21 protein-coding genes are annotated in these 21,507 nt (G+C 52.9%); 11 read left to right on the forward strand and 10 right to left on the reverse strand.

Annotated elements, in window-relative coordinates:
• Nucleotides 1-41: 41 nt before the first annotated feature.
• The 3 genes from pseB to C8N40_RS23075 all read right to left on the reverse strand — a co-directional run bounded on the left by pseB (nucleotide 42) and on the right by C8N40_RS23075 (nucleotide 2,974).
• Nucleotides 42-1,061: a UDP-N-acetylglucosamine 4,6-dehydratase (inverting) gene (pseB, locus tag C8N40_RS06680; protein ID WP_108211025.1), complete on the reverse strand. Its 1,020-nt coding sequence runs from the start codon at nucleotides 1,059-1,061 to the stop codon at nucleotides 42-44.
• Nucleotides 1,062-1,343: 282 nt separating this feature from the next.
• Nucleotides 1,344-2,300, reverse strand: coding sequence for an AMP-binding protein (locus C8N40_RS23070; RefSeq protein ID WP_245905026.1), 957 nt, complete (start codon nucleotides 2,298-2,300; stop codon nucleotides 1,344-1,346).
• Nucleotides 2,186-2,974: an AMP-binding protein gene (locus C8N40_RS23075; protein WP_245905027.1), complete on the reverse strand. Its 789-nt coding sequence runs from the start codon at nucleotides 2,972-2,974 to the stop codon at nucleotides 2,186-2,188. Before C8N40_RS23075 ends, C8N40_RS23070 begins: the two co-directional genes overlap by 115 nt.
• A 121-nt stretch (nucleotides 2,975-3,095) precedes the next feature.
• Between C8N40_RS23075 and C8N40_RS22600 the strand changes: the two genes are divergently transcribed.
• A complete protein-coding gene (locus tag C8N40_RS22600; protein ID WP_170114032.1) occupies nucleotides 3,096-3,254 on the forward strand; it encodes a hypothetical protein in 159 nt (52 codons plus the stop codon).
• On the opposite strand, the gene C8N40_RS06690 is transcribed toward C8N40_RS22600, so the two are convergent.
• Nucleotides 3,247-4,569: a glycosyltransferase family 4 protein gene (locus C8N40_RS06690; protein ID WP_108211026.1), complete on the reverse strand. Its 1,323-nt coding sequence runs from the start codon at nucleotides 4,567-4,569 to the stop codon at nucleotides 3,247-3,249. The two genes, C8N40_RS22600 and C8N40_RS06690, sit on opposite strands and share 8 nt — an antisense overlap.
• Before the next feature lie 187 nt (nucleotides 4,570-4,756).
• Here C8N40_RS06690 and ffh point away from each other — a divergent pair, with 187 nt between their 5' ends.
• A complete protein-coding gene (gene ffh / locus C8N40_RS06695) occupies nucleotides 4,757-6,091 on the forward strand; it encodes a signal recognition particle protein (protein ID WP_108211027.1) in 1,335 nt (444 codons plus the stop codon).
• 928 nt (nucleotides 6,092-7,019) lie between these two features.
• Here ffh and C8N40_RS06700 read toward each other — a convergent pair.
• The gene (locus C8N40_RS06700) at nucleotides 7,020-7,505 is read right to left on the reverse strand and encodes a nucleoside deaminase (protein ID WP_108211028.1); all 486 of its coding nucleotides are present in this window, start codon (nucleotides 7,503-7,505) and stop codon (nucleotides 7,020-7,022) included.
• 664 nt (nucleotides 7,506-8,169) lie between these two features.
• Here C8N40_RS06700 and C8N40_RS06705 point away from each other — a divergent pair.
• Nucleotides 8,170-8,754 (forward strand): hypothetical protein, encoded by a 585-nt coding sequence (locus C8N40_RS06705; RefSeq protein ID WP_245905028.1) that lies wholly within the window; start codon nucleotides 8,170-8,172, stop codon nucleotides 8,752-8,754.
• A gap of 7 nt (nucleotides 8,755-8,761) precedes the next feature.
• Here the strand turns inward: C8N40_RS06705 and C8N40_RS06710 are convergent, their stop codons facing one another.
• Nucleotides 8,762-9,355 carry a DUF429 domain-containing protein gene (locus tag C8N40_RS06710; protein ID WP_108211030.1) on the reverse strand — a complete coding sequence of 198 codons (594 nt, stop codon included), beginning with the start codon at nucleotides 9,353-9,355 and terminating at the stop codon, nucleotides 8,762-8,764.
• Nucleotides 9,356-9,566: 211 nt separating this feature from the next.
• A complete protein-coding gene (locus C8N40_RS06715) occupies nucleotides 9,567-10,145 on the reverse strand; it encodes a DinB family protein (RefSeq protein WP_245905029.1) in 579 nt (192 codons plus the stop codon).
• A gap of 203 nt (nucleotides 10,146-10,348) precedes the next feature.
• Here C8N40_RS06715 and C8N40_RS06720 point away from each other — a divergent pair, with 203 nt between their 5' ends.
• Nucleotides 10,349-11,056, forward strand: coding sequence for a class I SAM-dependent methyltransferase (locus C8N40_RS06720; RefSeq protein ID WP_108211031.1), 708 nt, complete (start codon nucleotides 10,349-10,351; stop codon nucleotides 11,054-11,056).
• Nucleotides 11,057-11,118: 62 nt separating this feature from the next.
• Nucleotides 11,119-12,027, forward strand: coding sequence for a YihY/virulence factor BrkB family protein (locus C8N40_RS06725; protein ID WP_108211032.1), 909 nt, complete (start codon nucleotides 11,119-11,121; stop codon nucleotides 12,025-12,027).
• A 200-nt stretch (nucleotides 12,028-12,227) separates the two neighbouring features.
• Here C8N40_RS06725 and C8N40_RS06730 read toward each other — a convergent pair whose 3' ends face one another.
• The gene (locus C8N40_RS06730) at nucleotides 12,228-12,725 is read right to left on the reverse strand and encodes a hypothetical protein (RefSeq protein WP_146173526.1); all 498 of its coding nucleotides are present in this window, start codon (nucleotides 12,723-12,725) and stop codon (nucleotides 12,228-12,230) included.
• A gap of 110 nt (nucleotides 12,726-12,835) precedes the next feature.
• Entirely contained in the window at nucleotides 12,836-13,852 is a 1,017-nt protein-coding gene (murB, locus tag C8N40_RS06735) for a UDP-N-acetylmuramate dehydrogenase (protein WP_108211034.1), read from the reverse strand.
• A gap of 203 nt (nucleotides 13,853-14,055) precedes the next feature.
• Between murB and C8N40_RS06740 the strand changes: the two genes are divergently transcribed.
• From C8N40_RS06740 to C8N40_RS06755, 4 genes are all read left to right on the forward strand, one after another.
• Nucleotides 14,056-14,568: an LVIVD repeat-containing protein gene (locus C8N40_RS06740; protein ID WP_108211035.1), complete on the forward strand. Its 513-nt coding sequence runs from the start codon at nucleotides 14,056-14,058 to the stop codon at nucleotides 14,566-14,568.
• Between the two features lies 1 nt (nucleotide 14,569).
• Nucleotides 14,570-15,319, forward strand: coding sequence for an LVIVD repeat-containing protein (locus tag C8N40_RS06745; RefSeq protein ID WP_108211036.1), 750 nt, complete (start codon nucleotides 14,570-14,572; stop codon nucleotides 15,317-15,319).
• Nucleotides 15,320-15,335: 16 nt separating this feature from the next.
• Nucleotides 15,336-16,013: a hypothetical protein gene (locus tag C8N40_RS06750; protein WP_146173527.1), complete on the forward strand. Its 678-nt coding sequence runs from the start codon at nucleotides 15,336-15,338 to the stop codon at nucleotides 16,011-16,013.
• A gap of 103 nt (nucleotides 16,014-16,116) precedes the next feature.
• Nucleotides 16,117-17,301 (forward strand): THUMP domain-containing class I SAM-dependent RNA methyltransferase, encoded by a 1,185-nt coding sequence (locus C8N40_RS06755; RefSeq protein WP_108211038.1) that lies wholly within the window; start codon nucleotides 16,117-16,119, stop codon nucleotides 17,299-17,301.
• Nucleotides 17,302-17,563: 262 nt separating this feature from the next.
• Here C8N40_RS06755 and topA read toward each other — a convergent pair whose 3' ends face one another.
• Nucleotides 17,564-19,999, reverse strand: a complete 2,436-nt coding sequence (gene topA / locus C8N40_RS06760) for a type I DNA topoisomerase (protein ID WP_108211039.1) — start codon at nucleotides 19,997-19,999, stop codon at nucleotides 17,564-17,566.
• A 165-nt stretch (nucleotides 20,000-20,164) separates the two neighbouring features.
• On the opposite strand from topA, the gene C8N40_RS06765 reads away from it, so the two are divergent.
• Together C8N40_RS06765 and C8N40_RS06770 are read left to right on the forward strand one after the other, a co-directional pair.
• Nucleotides 20,165-20,653, forward strand: a complete 489-nt coding sequence (locus C8N40_RS06765; protein ID WP_108211040.1) for a SixA phosphatase family protein — start codon at nucleotides 20,165-20,167, stop codon at nucleotides 20,651-20,653.
• Nucleotides 20,654-20,757: 104 nt separating this feature from the next.
• Nucleotides 20,758-21,504 carry a ParA family protein gene (locus C8N40_RS06770; RefSeq protein ID WP_146173528.1) on the forward strand — a complete coding sequence of 249 codons (747 nt, stop codon included), beginning with the start codon at nucleotides 20,758-20,760 and terminating at the stop codon, nucleotides 21,502-21,504.
• Nucleotides 21,505-21,507: the final 3 nt, after the last annotated feature.

A 21,507-nucleotide genomic window follows, 5' to 3' on the forward strand; every position in this document is an offset into this window, starting at 1 on the left:
AGTTGAAAAGTCACTCATTCACTCAGTCACTAATTCAAAACTTATACAATAAACGCCGGATCTACGTGCTGGCGAATCAGCTCCCGTAGTTGTTCTACGCTGAGCCAGTCGGTGTTGGTGCCGGAGTTATACTTGAAGCCCATCTCGACCATCCGGCCGTTGTGCGCCTTCAGAAATTCTTCTACATTCCAAATGGGGGTAGAGGGAAGTATGATGTAGTATTTGTCCAGTTCCACGGTATTGAGGGAGTCGGTCTCAGTGATCATTTCCTCGTGCAGCTTCTCGCCCGGCCGGATGCCCACGATTTCCTGCTCGCAGTTAGGTCCGATGGCCTCGGCCACATCGGTGATGCGGTAAGAAGGAATTTTGGGCACGAAGATCTCGCCGCCCCAATGGTGCTCCAGCGCATGGAAAACCAGCTCCACGCCCTCCTCCAGGGAGATATTAAAGCGGGTCATGTCCGGGTGGGTGATGGGCAGTACGCCATCGGCACGTTTTTTCAGGAAGAAAGGAACCACCGAGCCTCTGGAGCCAATCACGTTGCCGTAGCGCACCACAGAGAAGCGGATGTCGCGCTTGCCGCGCATGTTGTTGGCGGCCACAAAGAGTTTATCAGAGCACAGTTTGGTGGCGCCGTACAGGTTGATGGGGGCAGCGGCTTTATCCGTGGAAAGAGCCACCACGTCCTTCACGCCACAATCCAGCGCGGCATTTATAACGTTCTCGGCGCCCAGCACGTTGGTTTTGATGCACTCCATCGGGTTATACTCCGCAGCCGGCACCTGTTTCAGGGCAGCAGCGTGTACAATAATGTCAATCCCCTCGCAGGCGCGCTTAAACCGTTCGCCGTCGCGCACATCGCCAATAAAGTAGCGGATAGAGTTATACTTGCTGTGCGGGAACACCTGCGACATTTCGAACTGCTTAAGCTCATCGCGGGAGTAGATGACCACCCGCCGCACGTTGGGGAATCGGGCGTATACCATCTCCACGAACTTCTTCCCGAACGAGCCCGTACCGCCCGTAATTAGTATAGCCTTGTTGTTAAGGTCTAGTGCCATGCTATTTTCTCTCTTTATACTTTGGGCACAAAATGGTCACCCAATCATGCTGCAAGATACTTATTTTAGTGCAAGCACGCATGCACGGGCACGAGTGGCTACCTATAAAAAGAAAGGCGACCTATCATAGCCGCCCTTTTATACTTTATAACCCAAGTTGCGATTTACTTTGGTGGGAAGGTGTAAACCCACCCCCGCCCCTCCCAAGAGGGGAATTCCTGCAAGTGTAATATTATTCCCCTCTTGGGAGGGGTTAGGGGTGGGTCAATCGCAACTTGAGCTTTATACTACCTGCGTGGCTTCAGCCAGGTTCAATTCCCGGGTGGATATCTCCCGCATTTCCATCTTTCTGATTTTTCCTGTCACCGTCATCGGGAACTCCTCCACAAACTTCCAGTACCGGGGGATTTTGACGGTGGCGATTTTCCCTTTGCAGTAGGCGGTTAGTTCTTCCGGTGTGGTGGTGGCGCCCTCTTTCAGCTTTACCCAGGCCATAACCTGCTCGCCATACTTGGCGTCCGGCACCCCGATTACCTGCACGTCCACCACATTCTTTTGCGTCATCAGAAACTCCTCCACCTCGCGGGGGGCAATGTTCTCACCACCCCGGATGATGAGGTCTTTGATGCGGCCCACGATCTTCACATAGCCTTCTTCATCCATCTCCGCCAGGTCGCCGGTGTGCATCCAGCCATTTTGCAATACTTTGGCAGTGGCCTCCGGCATGTCCCAGTACCCGAGCATCACCGAGTAGCCGCGGGTGCAGAGTTCGCCCTGCTCGCCGCGCGGCACGATTTGCCCGGTTTCCGGGTCCACTATCTTTACTTCCAGATGCGGGTGCACGGTACCTACCGTCGAAACGCGCTTGTCGAGCGGGGCATCCGGGCGGCTTTGGATGGAGACAGGGCTTGTCTCGGTCATGCCATAGCACACGGTTACTTCCTGCATGTGCATCAGCTGTTGCACCTTTTTCATCGTGTCGATGGGGCAGTTGGAGCCGGCCATGACGCCAGTACGCAACGTGGAGAAATCATACTTATGAAAGTTGGGATGGTCCAGCTCAGCGATAAACATGGTGGGCACGCCGTAGAGCGAGGTGCATTTTTCGTCCTGCACGATCTGCATCACCTGCTCCGGGTCGAAAGAGGCGGCTGTGATGACCATGGTGGCGCCGTGCGTGATGAGGCCATGTTGCCAATCACCATTCCAAAGCAGTGGTAAAAGGGCACCGGAATGCATACGCGGTCCTGCTGGGTATACTTCAGAATCTCCCCGATAAAAAAACCGTTGTTGAGGATGTTGTGGTGAGAAAGGGTGGCCCCTTTGGGGAAACCGGTGGTGCCGGAGGTATACTGTATGTTGATCGGGTCATCAAAGGTTAGCGACTGCTCCCGTGCCTCCAGCTCTGCGGTGCTTATACGTTTGCCGGCCTCCAGAAAAGCCTCCCAGTCGCGGTCGAAAATTACGGTTTGCTTTGGATACTCGCAGGTAGGGCGTATGGCTTCCAGCATCTCCACATAATTCGTCTGCCTGAAGTTGGGTGCCGCTATTAAAAGGTTTACCCGGCTCTGGCGCAGCGCATACTGCAGGTCGTTGGTTTTATAGCCGGGGTTTATCGTGACAAGTATAGCGCCTACGCGGGCGGTGGCAAACTGCACCAGCACCCACTCGTAGCGGTTGGCAGACCAGATGCCCACCCTGTCGCCGCGTTTGATGTTGTAGGCAAGCAAGGCCTTGGAAACCTGCTCTACCTGCTCCCAGAATTCCTGGTAGGTGGCGCGGTAATTCTGCTCCACCATCACAAGCGCCTCGCGGTCTCCGTACTTTTCAACTGTTCTTTTCAGGCTCTGTCCGATGGTTTCGCCTAGCAAAGGAGTGGTGTTGGCGCCATGGCTGTAAGAAGGGGTATTCATAATAATTTGCGGTAATAAAAAGACACGCAAAATTCGGGCTTTAAGGCTGCTCGGGGTAAGTATAAACGTAAGCTGCTACAATTTCTAAAGGAGAAAAAGCAAGTATAATGGCAAGTATAAAATGAGCACAAAGTCTATTTTACAGGAATTTATACTTTATAAGAAAGCAAGTATAGCTACGATTTCTAACCCGAAAGGTAGCAGGAGCGAGGGAGCAGAAGGTGGTATTCCCCGGCAGAACGACATTGCCGGAAAATGGAAGTATACTTTAACTACTTGAGCAGTTTTTTGATGATCCTGGCCAGTTCCCCTGTCAGGGCCTCGCGGGAGAAGCGGGAGTGGTTGATGTAGGGCAGGTCCAGGTTGGGGTTTATTTTCCAGGCGCGGCTCAGCTGCGTCATGTGGTCGAGCATCAGGTCATAGGCGGTGTAGTGGAACAGACGGCCGGCCCCGCACTCGTCGATGATGTGGTCCATGTCGGAGTGCACCGGCCCTAAGGCAATGATGTGCTTGTTGGAGGCCAGGTACTCAAACAGCTTGCCCGGCACATTGGCGTATACATTCTCCACATCGGCTATGGCCAGGAACAGCACCGTGCTCTCCATCATATACTTAATGGCCTCCTGGTGCGGCACGTAAGGTATAAACTCCGTGATGCCCAGCACACCGGCCTTCTCGATGCGCTTCTTCATCCCTTCCGACACCTTGCCCACAAAGCGCAATTTGTAGTTTATCTCGCTGTGCACCGAAAGCAGGTGGGCCAGCACCTTCAAAAACACATCGATGTTGTACTGCTCGGTGATAGTTCCGGTATAGGTTATCAGAAACTCATCCTTGGGAGGGTTGCTGGGATAAGTGAAGTCGGCTCCGTCATACCCATTGGTGATAACATGCAGCTTGCGGGCATCTATACTTGCCGGCTTGTTGAGGAAGAGGCGCTTGGTATCCTCGCTTGTCACAATCACGGCGTCTGCCTGCTCCAGCACCTGTCGCTCATACTTCTGGTCGAGGCGTTTGGCAAGAGGCGTGTGCAGCAGCTGGTCGTAGTAATGGATGTTGGTCCAGGGGTCGCGCAGGTCGGCTACCCAGGGCAGGTTATACTTTTGCTTCAGCTTCAGGCCGATCAGCTGCGTGGAGTGCGGCGGGCTGGTCGTGACGATGGCTTTATACTTGCCACTCTGCAACAATTCCTCCGCCTTGCGTATAGCATGCTTGTTCCAGCCCACGCGGGCGTCGGGTATGAACAGGTTGCCGCGCACAAACTTGAAGATCTTGTCTACCAGCGTGTCCTTGGCCTGCTGGTTGGCAAAGCCGCTGTAGGGAATCTCCTTTTTGCCGGACAGTTTTTTATAGTACTCGAAAGGCTCTGAGGTGGCCGTGCGGTACACCGGCAGCTCGGCGGGAACTTCCTCGGCAAAGGATTCGTCCAGAAGGGGATAGGAGGCCTGTTTCTCATCTACCGTCAGCACGGTGGGCCGCACGCCAAACTGGGGCAGGTACTTACAAAACTTAAGCCCACGCTGCACGCCCGGCCCTCCGGATGGCGGCCAGTAGTAGGAGATGTAAAGTATGTCTGTCAGTTCAGTTTCTTTCAAAGCGGTCGGCAATAGGCGTTAGCTTTCAAATATAGTGAATAAATGTTTCACAAAAGGCTTTACGCAGCAATGTATCGGCTGTTGTGGCTATACTTTGCAGGGCCGGAAGCGTAAATTCTGATGTTGTGCAATAAAGTGGTAAGTATTCCTGAGAATCCTTACTTTTGTAGGTAAATCCAGAAAAAAGATGTTCGATAATTTAAGTAACAAACTAGACCGCGCCTTTAAAACGCTTAAAGGCCAGGGAAGCATTACCGAAATTAACGTAGCCCAGACCATCAAGGAGGTGCGCCGCGCCCTGGTGGATGCCGACGTAAACTATAAAGTAGCCAAGACTGTCACCGATAACATCAAGGAGAAGGCCATGGGCCGTGATGTACTGATCGCCGTATCGCCGGGCCAGTTGATGGTGAAGATCATGCACGAGGAGCTGACCGAACTGATGGGCGGGGAGAAGCAGGACATCAACCTGAAGGGCGATCCGGCAATTATCCTGATTTCCGGTCTACAGGGCTCTGGAAAAACAACGTTTACCGGCAAGCTGGCTAATTATATTAAAAGGCAAGGTCGCTCTGTGATGGTGGCAGCCTGCGACGTGTATCGTCCGGCCGCGATTACGCAGCTGCAGGTGCTGGCTGAGCAGGTGGGTGTGGAGGCCTATACAGAGCCGGAGAACAAGAACCCGGTGCAGATTGCCCTCAACGCGATTGAGCACGCCAGGAAAACGCACAAGAAAGTAGTCATCATCGATACCGCCGGTCGTCTGGCCGTGGATGAGGCGATGATGAAAGAGATAGAGGAGATCAAAAAGGCCATCAAGCCGTCTGAAACCCTGTTTGTGGTAGATTCCATGACGGGCCAGGATGCGGTGAACACGGCCAAGACCTTTAACGAGCGCATCAACTTCGACGGTGTGGTGCTGACCAAGCTGGACGGTGACTCCCGTGGTGGTGCGGCCCTTTCGATTCGCGCGGTGGTGGAGAAGCCGATTAAGTTTATCTCCACAGGGGAGAAGATGGAGGCGCTGGATCTGTTCTACCCCGATCGTATGGCGCAGCGTATCCTGGGCATGGGCGACGTGATCTCCCTGGTGGAGCGCGCGCAGCAGGCCTTCGACGAGGAAGAGGCCAAGCGTATCAACAAGAAGATCCGCAAGAACCAGTTCAACTTCGACGACTTCCTGACACAGCTGGAGCAAATTAAAAAGATGGGCGACATCAAGGACCTGGTAGGCATGATACCGGGCGTTGGCAAGGCGCTGAAGGATGTGGAGATCGATGATAATGCCTTTAAGCCAATTGAGGCTATCATTAAATCGATGACCCCGGCAGAGCGCGAGAACCCGGATATGATCAGCGGCAGCCGCCGCGCCAGAATTGCCAAAGGCAGCGGTACGGACATCACGCAGGTAAACAACCTGATGAAGCAGTTTAACGACATGCGCAAGATGATGCGCTCGATGAACAAGATGGCTGGCAAGCGTGGTGGCCTCGGCAACCTGGCGAATATGCTGAAGCGCTAAGCTGAGTTATACTTTATTTAAAGCGAGGGCTATACTTGGAAAAGTATAGCCCTCGCTTTTTTGTTAGATGGTTTGAGGTGGGGATATTTAGCTTGGCTATACTTTATACTTTCTGGTTATGCACATCGCTGTTCCCGACATCCGTGTCCGGAACCAGTCCTGCTGCGGATTTCCAAATCCGTTTAATTATACTTCGGCTATACTTCCCCCGCTGGCGCGAGTTTGCAACTCGTGCCTACTTATGATGTTGGGTTTGCAACCCAACTGGCTTGAAAAGCCATACTTTATACTTGGGCTATACTTCCTTAGCCACCGCTTCCTTCAGCTTGACACAAGCTATCCTTGCTAGCCACCTTTCATCCTCTAGTTCCCACAAACGTCTCGTTGCACCTCTGATTTTGGCTCCCTCCTAGGCCGGGAGGCCTCGCCTTCGGGCATCGCGCTGTGTGCCTGAAGCTGCCTCCGCGCTGCTCCGGCTGCCGCATCCGCGGCACCGCAACATGCACAAGGCGCTCAACCCAAAGGCTGGGAAGCAATCCGCTAGCCGCTGCCACTGCTGTCATCTCGACCATCGGGAGAGATCTGAAGAGAAATCCCGGTAGATCTCTCGCGCTGCTCGAGATGACAGGGAACTATGCAAGCACAAACTGTCCCCTTGAGGACTAGCCAAAACGGGAGTTTTGAGCTAGCGAGCGCAGCTCTGAGGGGTGTAATCGCCTGCTAGGTTTATACTTGTAGGGAAAGGTCGCGACCTGTCCGTGCGAGAACGGAGGCTATGAAACTTATACTTCAGCATCAGTAGCTACAGAACTCCCCTCCTTAGCTAAGGAGGGGCCAGGGTGGTTGGACCCGGTAATGCTGAAGGATCCTAGCCACAACCATCTGCTATAAAGCTTTAAACTCCCAAACCCCCTAACTCCTAAACTCTCTAATACCTTTGCTTATCCGGCTTCTTTTCCCAGGCCTCAAAGGCTACTTTGGCCTCCTCCGGGAGTAGCTGCACCATGGGGATGCGCCTTTTCTGGAGCGGCTTTTCCAACTCCTCATAGATAAAGGAATCGTCGAAGCCGATGCGGGCGGCGTCTTCGTGGCGGTTGCCGAAGTATACTTTTTTCAGCCTCGCCCAGTAAATGGCGCCCATGCACATCGGGCAAGGTTGGGAACTGGCGTACAGCTCACAGTCGGAGAGGTCGTGGGTGCCGAGAGCCTGGGTAGCCGCGCGGATGGCTTCCATCTCGGCATGAGCCGTGGGGTCGTGGGAGCGGAGCACGTTGTTATAGCCCCTGGCAATTATTTCCCCGTTCCGAACGATGACGGAGCCGAATGGCCCGCCGAAGCCCTCCTGCATCTTTTCAAGGGATAGCCTGATGGCCTCCCGCATAAAATCCTCCTGCTTTGCCTGGTTGTTTTCCATAGTTTCTTTTGGGTTGTTAAGGAAAGTGTCCGGTTAATGTGGCTTATACTTCGGCAAGTATGAAGTAACCACATTTCACACTGTCTTTCTCACTGACACTTACTCCAAACCTGTCGCTAAAGTTAGGCGTGCGAGCAGTCTATACATACAGTAGGGACTAGAAGTCGGTGCGGCTGTGCAGGGGGCGTAACCTAAGTTCCGCAGGAATCCAAACCTGGTTTGATGCTTTCGCGTCGGCTTGGGCAGGAGATATACGGAAACAGGTTGAGGTTGCGGCAGACGGGAACAAGGGGGCGGTACGAGTTGCTGAGGCCAAAAAGTAAATAGCTTATACTTCACTTGTGCGGTACGAATGCATACTCGAAGTATAAGCTATTGCAACTGTTTCCTCCTAAGAGGTGGTGTGATGGGTGATTATTACTATCAAAAAATATAGCAATTGTAAAATAAGTTTAATATTTTCTTGCTTAAAGATTATTTACGAGGCTGTTCCCATAGGGTTATCATATTTTGAAGTTTTCTGCTGCGGCGGTTGGGTGGCAGAGGGTGTAAAGACAGGGTTTAAGCATGCCTTCTTTAAGTTTTGAAAGATAATATCTTATAGTTTACCTGTGTCGTATCTGAGCGTATAGAACCACATAACCAACGATATTGTATGAAGGACATGTTTAGAATCTTAGGCACATGTGCTGTGCTGGCAGGGCTTTTACTTGGCTCCTGCACCGCTACCCGCGAGCAGCAGGTAGAGGACGACCTGAGCGACTTCAGGGCCTGGGTAAATGACTTTACAGCTAGCGTGGCCGACCGCACGGAGGAAGACTGGAAACGGGCCCGGGAAGATTTTAGCAAACGCACCCAGGAGCTGGACCGCAAGCAGGAAAACTTTACCGATGAACTCAAACAGGATTACCAGAACCTGAAGCAGGAGTTCCAGGATGCCGATGAAGAGTATAAGCGCAGCCACTCCGCTGGAGAGATGGAAGAATGGGAACAAAACCTACTTGGAGATTGGGCCACCACTACGCTGAATGAAACAAATGTAGAGGCCGCCTACGAAGCCTTTATGGAGCGCGTACGGGTAGAAAAAGAGAACTGGACAAACGAGGATTGGGAAATGGCCAAGCGGGTCCTGGAGCGGCTCAATGAGCGCAAGGACGCGATAAGCGGTAATGTTGCCACCGGATCAGAAGTGAAGATTAAGGCGCTGCAGATGGAGTTTCGTACCCTGGAGACAGCTGCCGACCTCTAAGCAGGGGTTATACGATAATCCTTCCCTCATACGGGTCGCCGTAAAGTATAGATTGCTGTTGCTGATGCCTGTGGCCTGAAAGCCAGCAAAGTATGGCGTCTACCTGGTGCCAGTTCCCGGGTAAAGCATGCAGCTTATACTTTAGGATACGCTGGAGGGCAGCAGTGTAATCCGGAAGCGCGGCAGGGTCTTTTTTGTAGCCTTGCAGTTGGGGAAGCAGCAGCCTGCTGGCCTCGGCAGGGTAGGTCTCCAGCATGGCAATGCCTTGGTTTGCCAGCTGCGCGCGCAGCCGCATGGCCCGCGCCGTAAGCCCACCCAGAAACATGGGCGACATGGCCTGCACTTCCCGGTCTGCCTGGCGGTAGAAGAAATCAGCGGCAGGGCTCTGTGCCGCAAAGCCATAAACTTTGGGTAGTGTTAGCGGCGCGTCGATATAGACCACATTTGGCTTTAGTTGCCGCACAAGTTCCTGCAGCCACTGGTCCGCATCGTTTCCTTTCTCGCATTGCCATACATGCAGCTCGCCCTGCTGCACCATGGCGGCGGCCGTTGTCCCGGCTAGTTTGGAGCCGAAGTCTACTCCAAGGTGGTTGTCTTCCATACATCATACTGTTGCTGCCCATTGCTGCTATACTCCCGAATAGGGCTTATAGTTATGCGGAGCAGGAGAGCATGGCCAGCCTGAATTTATATCGAAGTGCTGTGCCGGAAACCTGTGGAGAAAGTATAAGTTGGTTCTAAACTTGTACTTTATGATATGAACTTTATTGGCTTGATATACAGTAAATAAAGATGTTATGGAGAAGAGACGGTTATGCCTGTAGTTGGTTGATGAGTGCCTCCTTCTGGGCCATCATAATCTGCTTGTGGTGAATGAAATGATCCTGCAGAAAATTGAGGGCCTGGCAAATGGTAAGGTAGCCTACCACCGGGTGCTTGAACACACCTTTTGCCAGCAGCGCGGGAGGGAACCCGGTCAGTTCGTCTTCCAGCTCAAAGCGCATCGTGTCCCACTGCTTGCGCAAGACACTTAGCTCTGATACCTCCGGCACGTTGGCCACGATGTCAGGGGCTTTAAACTTCTGCCCCGAGTGCAGCGCCACCTTCATCAGCAGGGCCTTCGCCTCCTGTGCAAAAGGCACGTCCTGCAGTTCCTCGGGCCGTTGCAGCTTATAGCGAACATTTTCCAGTATGCGCTGCTCCACCAGAATAAGGTGGGCCACATGCTGGTTTATACTCCACTTGCCGGGCGCAGGGGCTGCATTCAACTGCTGATGGTCCAGGCCGTCCAGCTCATCCAATAAAGGATTTCTGAGCTCTTCCAGGCGCAAATACTTGGCTTCCAGTTTTGGGTTCATGAGCAGGTTATGGCTGAAGGCGTTAAGTGACATAGGCTTTGCTTCCAAAAAACGATGTTAAATCTATTGAAGTTTCGCAGATATGCAATATCACGATACTACTATTTTTAATATAAACGGCTGATGCAGTGATAACTGTATATACTGTCTTCGAATTTTATCATTTGATAAGTATAAATTGAGTTTGTCCGGACGGCTTTTGTGCCGAAATTGCAGACCTGAAAGTATAAGAGTACATGAAAAATGACCCGATTGGCGCTGCAGTGCTGGATTACCTGGCAGGGGCCGAAAATGCAGAGATCACCGTGGAAAGTAACCTGACCGAGGATGACGTGATTCCGGTGTATTACCTTTTTCGGACGGAGGAGCACATGCCTGAACTGGAACTGCTCGCCCTGGATGCGTGCCGTGGAAGCGTGCTGGATGTAGGCGCGGGGGCTGGCTGCCACGCCCTGGCACTGCAGCAGCGTGGAGTGGAGGTAACTGCCCTGGACATTTCGGAGGGGGCGGTGGAGTCCATGCATCGGCAGGGAGTCAAGCAGGTGCTGCGCCAAAACCTGTTCGACCTTCGGGACGCGAAGTATGACACATTGCTGATGCTCATGAACGGCATCGGTATAGCCGGCACCCTGGACGGGCTGGCGCATTTCCTGGAGCATGCCAAAACCCTGCTCAAGCCCGGCGGGCAAATCCTGCTGGAGTCGTCCGACATCCTGTATATGTACGAGGAGGAAGACGGCTCTGTGCTGCTGGACCTGAACGCCGGCTACTACGGGGAGGTAAAGTATAACATGACCTATAAAGACCAGGAAAGCGGCTGGTTTAACTGGCTCTTCATCGACCCTTCCATTCTGGAGGACCATGCGCTAAGCCATGGCTATACGTTTGAACTGCTGCTGGAAGGGGAAACGGGCAACTACCTGGCCCGGCTGGTGCTGGCGTAGCTGTTCCACTGTATCGTAGTGCTGTGAGTGCCGTACAATAGGAGCTGAAAAGCAACTGGAGCATGAACAAACAGTTAAAACGAAGCTGGAAACTCACCAAGCTAACCTTTAAAAAGTTCTCAGAAGACAGGCCGCTCGACTGGGCAGCTATCATTGGGTTTTATACGATTTTCTCGTTGCCTGCCGTGCTCATCATCACGCTGCGCATAGCCGGCATCGTGTTTGGCGACGAGGCGGTGCAAGGGGAGGTGGCCAAGCAGATTGGCGGCATTGTGGGCCGCAGCAGCGCCCAGCAAATCCAGAACATCATCGAGAACGCCGACCGTTCCGCTTCCACCACCATTGGTACTGTAGTAGGCGTGGCCACCATGGTTTTCTCGGCCACCACCGTGTTCGTGTCGCTGCAGGACTCCCTGAACGCTATGTGGGAGGTTAAAGCCAAGGCGGAGCTGGGCTGGCTGAAACTGGTGGTGGACCGCGTGCTGTCGCTGGCGCTGGTAGTGAGCCTGGGCTTTCTGCTGCTGGTGTCGCTCTCTGTTGATATTGTGATGGGGCTGGTCAGCGATTTTCTGCGGCAGGAGATGTCGGGCGTTGCCGTATACCTGATTACGGTAGGCAATGTGCTGGTTTCCGTCCTTATCAGCGCCGTCATTTTCGCGGCCATTTTTAAGGTGCTCCCCGATGCCAAAATTCGCTGGCCCAATGTATGGGTGGGCGCCACGGTAACGGCTATCCTGTTTGTGCTGGGCAAGTATGTGCTCAACATATACTTCCAGCACGACCCCCTGGCCGATACCTACGGCGCGGCAGGCTCGCTGGTGCTGATTCTGGTGTGGGTATACTATGCGGCTGTCATTTTCCTGCTCGGTGCCGAGTTCACGCAAGTATACTCCCGCGAGCATGACCGCGGTATCCACCCCCAGGACAATGCCGTGAAAGTGGAAACGAAAGAAATAGAGCGGAAAGAATAATGCCAATATCAGGTTGTGCGCTATCTGCCATTATTTTTTTATTAACCCCACCCATAGCCCCTCCAAGGAGGGGAATCCACACTACATGCCAAGCAGTTCGTGCGCATCAAGGAGTCCATAAGGGTATAAGTATAGAATAGCCTGAAAAGAGCGCTGGCCCGGTAGCTTTTCCTACCGAGCCAGCGCTCTTTAAAGTATGGCTACTTCACAAACCGTAGTTCTGCATTCACAGGGTTTCCTCCGGTAAAGGCTTGTATCAGCCTTCTGTCCACTCCGATGATGTCTCCGAGCAGATTCAGGTTGTCCACGTTGATGGTGGTGCTCAGGTCCATGTTCGTCATGGTGAGGCGCTCGATGTCAAGCACTCCCAGGTTCTCCAGCGTAATCTGCGTCTCATCGCTGTTAAATTCCCATTTGCCCTCATAGGTTTGATCCTGGCCGTTGACCTGGAAAGTAGCCTTGTAGGTTTTGTCCGCTTTCACGTTCAGCCGCAGCGTCTGGAAGGTATTCGCATTTTCGCCAACCCCGGGAATCAGGGACACATCGATGCTGTTGAGCAAAACCTTGTCGCCCCGCCACTCGCCGGATGTAATGATTTCAGTTTTAGTGGGTTCAGGCTGTGCATCATCGTCGTCATCGCAGGAGACTAGCGCACTACTCGATAAAAACAGGAACAGGTAGAGTAAAATATTTTTCACACGCATAATAGTAACTGGTAAAAGGTCATACAGTACACTATATAGCGCAGAAAGAGGCAAATGGTTAGGGCAAACCAAGTATAAATTTACCTGCCGGAACCAGCCGTAATTTACATGATATTCACCTCCGGATGCAGCCTGATGCCGAACTTTTGCTCCACTGAGGCAATCACCTCGAAAGCCAGTTTCCGGATGTCCTCGCCGCTGGCCCCGCCATAGTTTACCAGTACCAGCGCCTGGTTTTTATGCACCCCGTAGTTATTGATGACCTTGCCCTTCCAGCCGCATTGCTCAATCAGCCAGCCGGCCGGTACTTTCACGGTTGTTTCCGAAACCGGGTAGGAAGGGATGCCGGGGTATTGTTTTTGCAGCCCCTCGAACTGGCTCAGCGGTATTTCCGGGTTTTTGAAAAAGCTGCCTGCATTTCCGATTTGCTTCGGGTCTGGTAGTTTGCTCTGTCGGATATGGCACACGGCGGCGCTTACGTGCTGTATGGTCGGCTCCTGCACCTGCATTTCCTCCAGCGTGGTTTTTATGGCGCCGTAAGTGGTGTTCAGGGTATGCTTTTTATGCAGCCTGAAGGTCACGTGCGTTACGATGTACTGGCCCTTTAGCTCATTTTTGAAAACGCTCTCGCGGTAGCCAAAGCGGCAGGTTGCGTTATCAAAGCTGCGTACCTCCGCGGTCTCGATATGCACTGCCTCCAGCTCCTGAAACACGTCTTTCAGCTCCACACCGTAGGCGCCAATGTTTTGCAGCGGGGCCGCGCCTACCGTGCCTGGTATCAGCGACAGGTTCTCCAGCCCGCCCAGGTTCTGCGACAAGGTATAAAGTACAAACTCGTGCCATACTTCGCCGGCGCCCGCTTTCAGGTACACATGCTCCTCATCTTCCGCTATTTTCTCCACTCCCTTTATGCCATTCTGCAGCACAAGCCCGTCAAAATCTTTGGTAAAGAGTAGGTTACTGCCACCGCCAAGTATAAGTTTGGGCTCCTGTCGCAGTTCAGGCATTTGCAGCAGCTCCTGCAGCTCTGCCACCGTGTCGAACCGTGCGAAGAGCTTGGCCTTCACGTCGATGCCGAAGGTGTTGTAGGGTTTTAAGGGGAAATCGGTCTGCAGTCTCATAAGCGGGTGTTATTTGCGGCAAAGATAGGCATTTTGAGTTTAAGAGTTCGGGGACAAGGGGCAATCCCTGTTCTATTTACACTTTATGCTGAGGGAGGCGTTGGAAGATTTTAACTGGTGTAAGTATAATAACGTAAAGTTAATATTGAACTATACTAATTTTTTTATACCTTCCATCATCTATACTTTAAGGTGCGCGAACGATGAGAAAACAAGCTAAGAACCTTTTGTTGCTGCTGCTATTGCCCCTGCTTTGCTCTTGCCCGGGTGGCGATGAGCCCATGCCTGAAACGGCGTACTCCCCGATACTGATGAGCCGCCAGCAACTGGAAACATCCATCCTCAGGAAGGAGCCAAGAACTATCGCCAACCCTGGCAAGATCTACCGCTACGGCCACTATATCCTCATAAACGAGCCCTACAAAGGAGTGCACATCATCAACAACCAAAACCCGAAGGCACCTGTCAATATTGCCTTTATACAAGTGCCGGGTTGCGTGGATATGGCCTTGAAGGACAATGTTTTATACGTTGATAATGCTGTGGATCTTGTGGCCATTAAGCTGAGCGATTTCAACAGCATAGAAGTTGCCAAACGGGTACGCGGCGCCTTGCCACCCTTGCTGCCTCCTGACAACCTGGGGGTAGCGTATTCCATGGCTGGCGCACCTGAAGATGCCGTTATTGTAGGTTGGGAACTCAGAAAAGGGGAATAATATGAACAGGTTATACTTCATCGCCCTGGCGGTATTGGGGGCTGGCACTTTGTTTTCTTGCACCAGCGATACCAACCCTACACCTGTAAATGACGGTGCGCAGGGGGCAGGAGGCTCTATGGCCAGGTTCGCCATTAGCGGCAACCACCTGTATACCGTGGACCATTTTGGCCTCAACCTGTTTGACATCAGTAACCCGGAAGACCCCCAGCAGGGGCAGCGGGTGCCAATTGGAGTCGGCATCGAGACCATTTTCCCCTTTGAGGATAAGCTGTTTATCGGCACCCAGACCGGGATGCATATCTATAATGTCCAGCAGCCGGAGTCCCCAAGGCACCTTTCGCAGTACCAGCACGTGGTTAGCTGTGACCCTGTAGTAACCGATGGGCGCTATGCCTATGTTACCCTCAGCACGGGCACCGCCTGCCGCCTGGCCATCAACGAGCTCCAGATCGTGGATTTGCAAAACATCGCCTCTCCCACGCTGCTGAAGCAGTATAGTATGACCAACCCCAAGGGACTGGGCATAGACAAAGGCAAGTTGTTTGTGTGCGACGAGGGACTGAAAGTATACGATGCCACGGACGTAATGGCGCTGAAGCTGGAGCAGCATTTTCAGATCAACGCTTTTGATGTGATCCCGGACAACGGGCGGCTGCTGGTTATCGGCAGCGATGGCCTTTACCAATTCACCTATGAAAACGGCAAGCTGGAACTGCTGAGCACCATCCTGATCAAACCATCCACCTAACCTGCCGCCACCCCCGATGATGAAAACCCTTACTGCCTGTATACTTTTGCTGCTCCTGCCGCTGTTGCAAGCCCGTGCACAGGTGCTGGACCCTGCTCCGGATAAAAAAATAAGTATCAAGTTCAGTCCGCAGCATTTGTTCATAAACGGCCTGCACCTGTATGTCGAGAAAGTACCGGGGCAGGGGAGCCGGCATGGGTTTGTGTTTTCACCCAGGCTTTATGTGGGCAACACGGGTACGGTTGATGTGTTAGCGGGTCGCAATTGGGTCGAGGAGTCTGATGTGAAAGGCTATGGGGCAGAAGTGCTGCACAGGTTCTACCTCAGCGACTACATCAGCCAGTATAACCGAAGGGTGTATCTTTCCTATGGGGTTAATTACCATCGCTTTAACCTTGAGTTTGAAAGGCAGGGATGGGTTCGTGAAACTGATGCAGAAGGGCTGGATGTGTATAAGTACAGGTTGCGCCCCTTTAACGAGAAAATCAACCGCGTGGGGGGAGTTGCGTTACTGGGCCTGCAGGTTCCGGCAGTAGAGGGCGTGTTGCTTTTCGATTTTTATCTCGGGGCTGCCCTGAAGCATAGCTCTGCCAACACCGATTTCAGCCACGTGCGCTTCAACAGGAATGCCTTTGATTTTGGTTACTCAGGCCTGCATTTTGTCAGCGGACTCACTGTCGGGGTGGCGCTATAGGCACCTTCTGTAATAACTTCTTTGCTCCGAAACTGCTTGGCATTGCCTTATTCGGAACTCGCTACACTATCTGCTATCTTTGCAACCAGATAAAGTATAAAGTATGGCGAAGAAGACGCAAAGCGAGAATTTTAATATCATAGCCACCACGCTGGCCGGCCTGGAGGAGGTATTGGCAGCCGAGCTGCGCGAACTGGACATGGAGTATGTAAAAGTGGGGAACCGCGTGGTGACCTGCTCGGGTAACCTGCGCCAGCTGTACGAGGCCAACCTGTGGTGCCGCACTGCCATCCGCATCCTGAAGCCTATCCGCCAGTTCAAGGTTCGTGACGAGAAAAGCCTTTATGAGCAGGTGCAGAAGACAGATTGGTCGGAGTTCTTCGGCGTGGACATGACCTTCGCCATCGATGCGGTGGTGAGCCACTCCACTTTCGAGCACTCGCTGTATGTGGCGCAGCTAACCAAGGATGCCATAGTGGACCAGTTCCGGGCCAACACCGGTGAGCGGCCTTCAGTGGACCGTATCCGACCCGATGTGCGCCTGAACCTGCACATGCACGACAACCTGGTTACCCTTTCGCTCGACTCCTCTGGCGACTCGCTGCACCGCCGCGGCTACCGCCTGCAGACGAACGTGGCGCCGCTGAACGAAGTACTGGCTGCTGGCATCATCGCCCTTTCCGGCTGGGACAAGAAATCACCGTTCATAGACCCGATGTGTGGTTCCGGCACCTTCCTGATAGAAGCCGCCCTGATGGCACAGAACATCGCGCCTGGCCTCTTCCGCCGCGACCCTTACGGCTTTGAGAAGTGGAAAGACTATAACGAGTCGCTTTTTGAGATGGTCTGGAACACAGCTGAGGCGAAGGAAAAGCGTACGCTACAAGCGCAAATTATAGGCTATGACCTGGACGCAGATTACGTAGAGGCTGCCCGCAACAACATCGCCAACGCCGGTCTGGAAAACATCATACAGGTAGAGCAGGCCGACTTTTTCGAAACGCAGGCTCCGGAAGGCCACGGCGTGGTCGTGATGAACCCGCCCTACAACGAGCGCATTCAGTCGGAAGACATCAACGAGCTCTATAAAAACATCGGCGACACTTTAAAGAACAACTACCAGGGCTACGACGCCTTTGTGTTTACCGGTAACCTGGAGGCCGCCAAAAGTATAGGCTTGCGCACCTCGCGCCGTGTGCCGCTCTACAATGGCTCTATTGAGTGCCGTCTGCTGAAGTATGAGCTGTACCGTGGCTCCCGAAAAGGCGGGGGAGAGGAAGTGGCTTAGAAGTTAGAAAGTTAAAAAGTTAGAAGGTTAGAAAGTGGGGGAGATGCAACTGCCCACATTTAGCTCCTAAGCATGTGAGCAGTTTATCAGCAAGGAGCCATAAGTATAAGTATGGCAGCTTTCGCTTAGAGCAAGACTACATACTTATGAAATGCGATAAAAGCCAATCATACAGCTAATCGTGAGCGAAGGGAGTCAAGAATATCATAACAAAAAGAGCACCTTATGCAGGTGCTCTTTTTGTTTGAATGCATAAGTAACGCTATGCCTTTTTCTTAGGCGCGGCTTTCTTGGCTGTGGTTGTTTTTTTAGTAGCTGTAGCCTTTTTGGTGGCTGTTTTCTTTGTAGCCGCAGGCTTTTCGGTTTCAGCTTTCTTTTTAAAGCCGCCGCGGCCTTTCTTTTCAGGCGTAGCCTCGGCCAGCGCCAGGCATTCTTCCAGCGTCAACTCAGCAGGCTCTTTGCCTTTCGGAATCTTCACGTTCTTTTTGCCAGCCGCGATGTATGGGCCATACCGGCCGTTCAGCACCTGTATGTCCGGGTTTTCCGGGAAGGTCTTAATAACTTTCTCTGCATCCGCCTTGCGTTTGGCCTGTATCAGATCTACAGCTTCCTCGGCTGTTACGATCATGGGGTCCAGCGTTTTGGGCAGTGAGTAGAACTTGCCGTCGTGGCGGATGTAGGGCCCGAAGCGACCAACAGCTGCGGTCATTTCCTTTTCTTCGAAGGTGCCTACAATGCGCGGCAGTTTAAACAGCTCCAGGGCATCCTCCAGCGCCAGGCTTTCGATGAACTGGCCTTTGCGCAGGCTGGCATAAACCGGTTTCTCGCCGGTCTCCGGGTTTTCCTCTCCCAATTGCACATAAGGGCCAAATCTGCCCAGTTTGGCAACTACCGTTTTGCCGGAAACAGGGTCCGTACCCAGCTCGCGGGCACCCGAAACTTCTGCTCTGGAGATATTCTCACTCGATGCGATGCGCTCGTGGAACTTCTCGTAGAATTTCTCCAGCATGTCCTCCCACTCTTTCTGGCCCTGCGCAATCTCGTCGAACTCGGCCTCCACACGGGCTGTAAAGGAATAGTCAATCACGTTCGGGAAGTGCTCCACCAAAAAGTCGTTCACTACCATTGCCGTGTCCGTCGGGAACAGCTTGGCTTTCTCGGCGCCCGTAATCTCGGTTTTGGTTTGGGAGGAGATATTTTCTCCTTTCAGCGTCAGTACCCGGAACGGGCGTTCCTTTCCCTCGCGGCTGTCTTTCTCTACGTAACCACGTTTCTGGATAGTAGAAATGGTAGGAGCGTAGGTAGACGGGCGGCCAATGCCCATTTCCTCAAGTTTCTTTACGAGGCTGGCTTCGGTGTAGCGGGCGGCCGGGCGGCTGTAGCGCTGGGTGGCCACCATCTGGCGCAGGTCTATAGTTTGCCCGATGCTCAGAGGCGGCAGCATGCCTTTTACATCCTCATCAGCGCCTTCCTCCTCATCGTCTTTCGATTCGATGTATACTTTCAGGAAGCCCTCAAACTTGATCACCTCACCGTTAGCCTGCAGCTTCTGGTCGGGCTGTGTGGAGATGCCGATGGTTACAGTCGTTTTCTCTATCTCTGCGTCCGCCATCTGGGAGGCAATGGCGCGTTTCCAGATCAGTTCGTACAAACGCTGCTCATTGCGGTCACTGCTCACGGTCATCTGCGAGAAATCTGTTGGGCGGATAGCTTCGTGTGCCTCCTGTGCGGAGGCCGATTTGGTTTTGAAGCGTCGCGTTTTCACGAACTTTTCCCCAAAAGAGCGCTGTATTTCGCGACTGGCACCTTGTATGGCCTCCTCCGACAGGTTCACTGAGTCGGTACGCATGTAGGAGATCTTACCGGCTTCGTACAGGCGCTGCGCGATGGTCATGGTCTGTGCCACGGAGAAGTATAGCTTCCGGCTGGCTTCCTGCTGCAGGGTAGAGGTGGTGAACGGCGGAGCAGGGCTGCGCTTGAGCGGCTTTTTCTCCAGGTTCTCAATTTTATAATCTGCACCGATACATTGCTGCAGGAAATGCTGGGCCTCCTCTTCGGTTTTGAACTTCTGTGGGAGCTCGGCCTCCAGGGTGCGGCCCTGTACATCAAACGATGCCGTAATTCGGAAAGTAGCCTCCGCCTTGAATCGCTCAATCTCGCGCTCGCGCTCCACCACCAGGCGTACCGCCACCGACTGTACACGACCAGCTGAAAGCCCAGTTTTGATTTTCTTCCACAGTACCGGCGACAGTTCAAAACCTACCAGGCGGTCCAGGATACGGCGCGCCTGCTGGGCGTTTACCAGGTCCATGTCGATGCCGCGCGGCGAGCTGATGGCGTTAAGTATGGCGTTTTTAGTGATCTCGCGGAAAACGATGCGACGCGTCTTGGCGTCGTTCAGGTTCAGGGCCTCTGTCAGGTGCCACGAAATGGCTTCTCCCTCGCGGTCGTCGTCCGATGCCAGCCAAACTGTCTCCGCCTCCTTTGCCAGCTTGCGCAGCTGCGACACCACCTCCCGCTTATCGCTGGAGATGACATAGGTGGGCTTGAAACCGTTCTCTATATCAATGGCATTGTTGTCCTTAGGCAGGTCGCGCACATGGCCGAAGCTGGATTTCACAACGAAATCCTTCCCTAAATATCCCTCAATCGTCTTGGCCTTGGCAGGCGACTCTACTATGACTAAATTTTTTATCATCCTTTATCTTTACAGGGCGAACAGGTGAGATTTTGCCCAAAGTTCAAATTTTTTTTTCAACAATTACAACCCAATCCGTATAAGAGGGGTTTAAACTACGCAATTAAAACTCCGCCGGCCCTGTGTCGGGCCAGTACAAGTACTATACGGTCATCCGACAAATCTATGCAAAGAATCGTGCTCCTATGCCGTCATGCTGAAGCGTATGAACCCTTTCCGCTCCAGCCTGACTTTGAACGCGAACTTACTCCCAACGGCCATCAGCAGGCAAAAACGACAGGCCAGTGGCTGCGCGAAAAATTTTCTAAAGTTGATGCCCTCCTGGCCAGTCCCGCTGCCCGGGCCAACGCCACGGCCCGCATCATCGCCAGCCGTTTATACTTTGATGAGGAGAACATCACCTATAACCCGGACCTCTACAATGCCCGCGAGACAAAACTGATAAATAGCCTGGGGGAGCTGCCGGACAAGGTGAAGCAGGTGCTGCTGGTGGCTCACAACCCCGGCCTGACACGCCTTGCCCGCGAGCTAACGGAGAACCTGCGCCTTGGTTACCTCGAGCCAGGAGGCGTTGTAGCAGTAGCCCTGCAACTGGAGCAATGGCAGGAAATCCACACTACCACCGGCCTGCTGCTGGAACAGTTTGAGTCCTAAGGGACCGGCTCCGGAAATATTATACTTTTAAAATATTCCTCTTTTGCTTATTTTAGTGGTGCGGCTGGTTGCAAACGATCCTCCGCATCCTTAATACCCACACCATGAAGACGAAGGTAGTAGCCGTCATTAACCAGAAAGGCGGCACCGGCAAAACAACTACAACCATAAACCTGGGCAGTGCCCTGAGCAAGCTGGGCAAAAAGGTGCTTTTAATAGACCTGGACCCGCAGAGCAACCTTTCCTACTCACTGGCCATTTCTAACCCGGAGGCGACGCTGGCCAGTGTTTTTCTCGGCGACCAGAGCCTACAGGATACGTGGGTAGAGAAGGACGGGCTGTGGGTGGTGCCCGGCTCAAACGAACTGGTGGATGTAGAGATCTCGCTGGTAACAGAGCCGGACCGGGAGAAGTTTCTTCAGAAAATTCTGGCAGAGGCAAAAGGCTTTGATTTTATACTTATTGATTGTCCACCCTCACTTTCCGTTCTCACGCTAAACGCCCTGACTGCAGCCCATGAGGTGCTCATACCCTTGCAGATGGAGGTGCTCACCCTGCAGGGGCTTGATCAGATCATGAACACGGTTCAAAAAGTAAAAAAAGCCTTCAACCCGCAACTTAAAGTAAAAGGAATCGTAGTGGTGATGTTTGATGTGCGCCGAAAGCTAAGCCAGGAAGTGCTGGAGTACCTGCACGAGAATGTTAAAGAGAAAATATTCCGCATCCACATCCGCATGAACGTGAAACTTGCTGAAGCCCCCTCTTTTGGGCAAAGTATTTTGGACTACGACGCTTCCTCCAACGGCGCGCGCGACTACATGGCGCTTGCCGAGGAGTATCTGGAAAGCTGATAA

The organism is Pontibacter mucosus, assembly GCF_003054055.1.
In the GTDB taxonomy this organism is placed as follows: domain Bacteria; phylum Bacteroidota; class Bacteroidia; order Cytophagales; family Hymenobacteraceae; genus Pontibacter; species Pontibacter mucosus.

Excerpts from the sequence above, each read along its gene's own strand:
- C8N40_RS06765 (WP_108211040.1), top strand. The coding sequence starts at position 20,165 with ATGCAAAGAATCGTGCTCCTATGCCGTCATGCTGAAGCGTATGAACCC.
- C8N40_RS06700 (WP_108211028.1), bottom strand. The coding sequence starts at position 7,505 with ATGGAAAACAACCAGGCAAAGCAGGAGGATTTTATGCGGGAGGCCATC.
- C8N40_RS06740 (WP_108211035.1), top strand. The coding sequence starts at position 14,056 with ATGAGAAAACAAGCTAAGAACCTTTTGTTGCTGCTGCTATTGCCCCTG.
- C8N40_RS06770 (WP_146173528.1), top strand. The coding sequence starts at position 20,758 with ATGAAGACGAAGGTAGTAGCCGTCATTAACCAGAAAGGCGGCACCGGC.
- C8N40_RS06715 (WP_245905029.1), bottom strand. The coding sequence starts at position 10,145 with ATGTCACTTAACGCCTTCAGCCATAACCTGCTCATGAACCCAAAACTG.
- C8N40_RS22600 (WP_170114032.1), top strand. The coding sequence starts at position 3,096 with ATGAGCACAAAGTCTATTTTACAGGAATTTATACTTTATAAGAAAGCA.
- C8N40_RS06755 (WP_108211038.1), top strand. The coding sequence starts at position 16,117 with ATGGCGAAGAAGACGCAAAGCGAGAATTTTAATATCATAGCCACCACG.
- C8N40_RS06725 (WP_108211032.1), top strand. The coding sequence starts at position 11,119 with ATGAACAAACAGTTAAAACGAAGCTGGAAACTCACCAAGCTAACCTTT.
- topA (WP_108211039.1), bottom strand. The coding sequence starts at position 19,999 with ATGATAAAAAATTTAGTCATAGTAGAGTCGCCTGCCAAGGCCAAGACG.
- C8N40_RS06750 (WP_146173527.1), top strand. The coding sequence starts at position 15,336 with ATGATGAAAACCCTTACTGCCTGTATACTTTTGCTGCTCCTGCCGCTG.
- murB (WP_108211034.1), bottom strand. The coding sequence starts at position 13,852 with ATGAGACTGCAGACCGATTTCCCCTTAAAACCCTACAACACCTTCGGC.
- pseB (WP_108211025.1), bottom strand. The coding sequence starts at position 1,061 with ATGGCACTAGACCTTAACAACAAGGCTATACTAATTACGGGCGGTACG.
- C8N40_RS06745 (WP_108211036.1), top strand. The coding sequence starts at position 14,570 with ATGAACAGGTTATACTTCATCGCCCTGGCGGTATTGGGGGCTGGCACT.
- ffh (WP_108211027.1), top strand. The coding sequence starts at position 4,757 with ATGTTCGATAATTTAAGTAACAAACTAGACCGCGCCTTTAAAACGCTT.
- C8N40_RS06720 (WP_108211031.1), top strand. The coding sequence starts at position 10,349 with ATGAAAAATGACCCGATTGGCGCTGCAGTGCTGGATTACCTGGCAGGG.
- C8N40_RS23075 (WP_245905027.1), bottom strand. The coding sequence starts at position 2,974 with ATGAATACCCCTTCTTACAGCCATGGCGCCAACACCACTCCTTTGCTA.
- C8N40_RS06705 (WP_245905028.1), top strand. The coding sequence starts at position 8,170 with ATGTTTAGAATCTTAGGCACATGTGCTGTGCTGGCAGGGCTTTTACTT.
- C8N40_RS23070 (WP_245905026.1), bottom strand. The coding sequence starts at position 2,300 with ATGCATTCCGGTGCCCTTTTACCACTGCTTTGGAATGGTGATTGGCAA.
- C8N40_RS06710 (WP_108211030.1), bottom strand. The coding sequence starts at position 9,355 with ATGGAAGACAACCACCTTGGAGTAGACTTCGGCTCCAAACTAGCCGGG.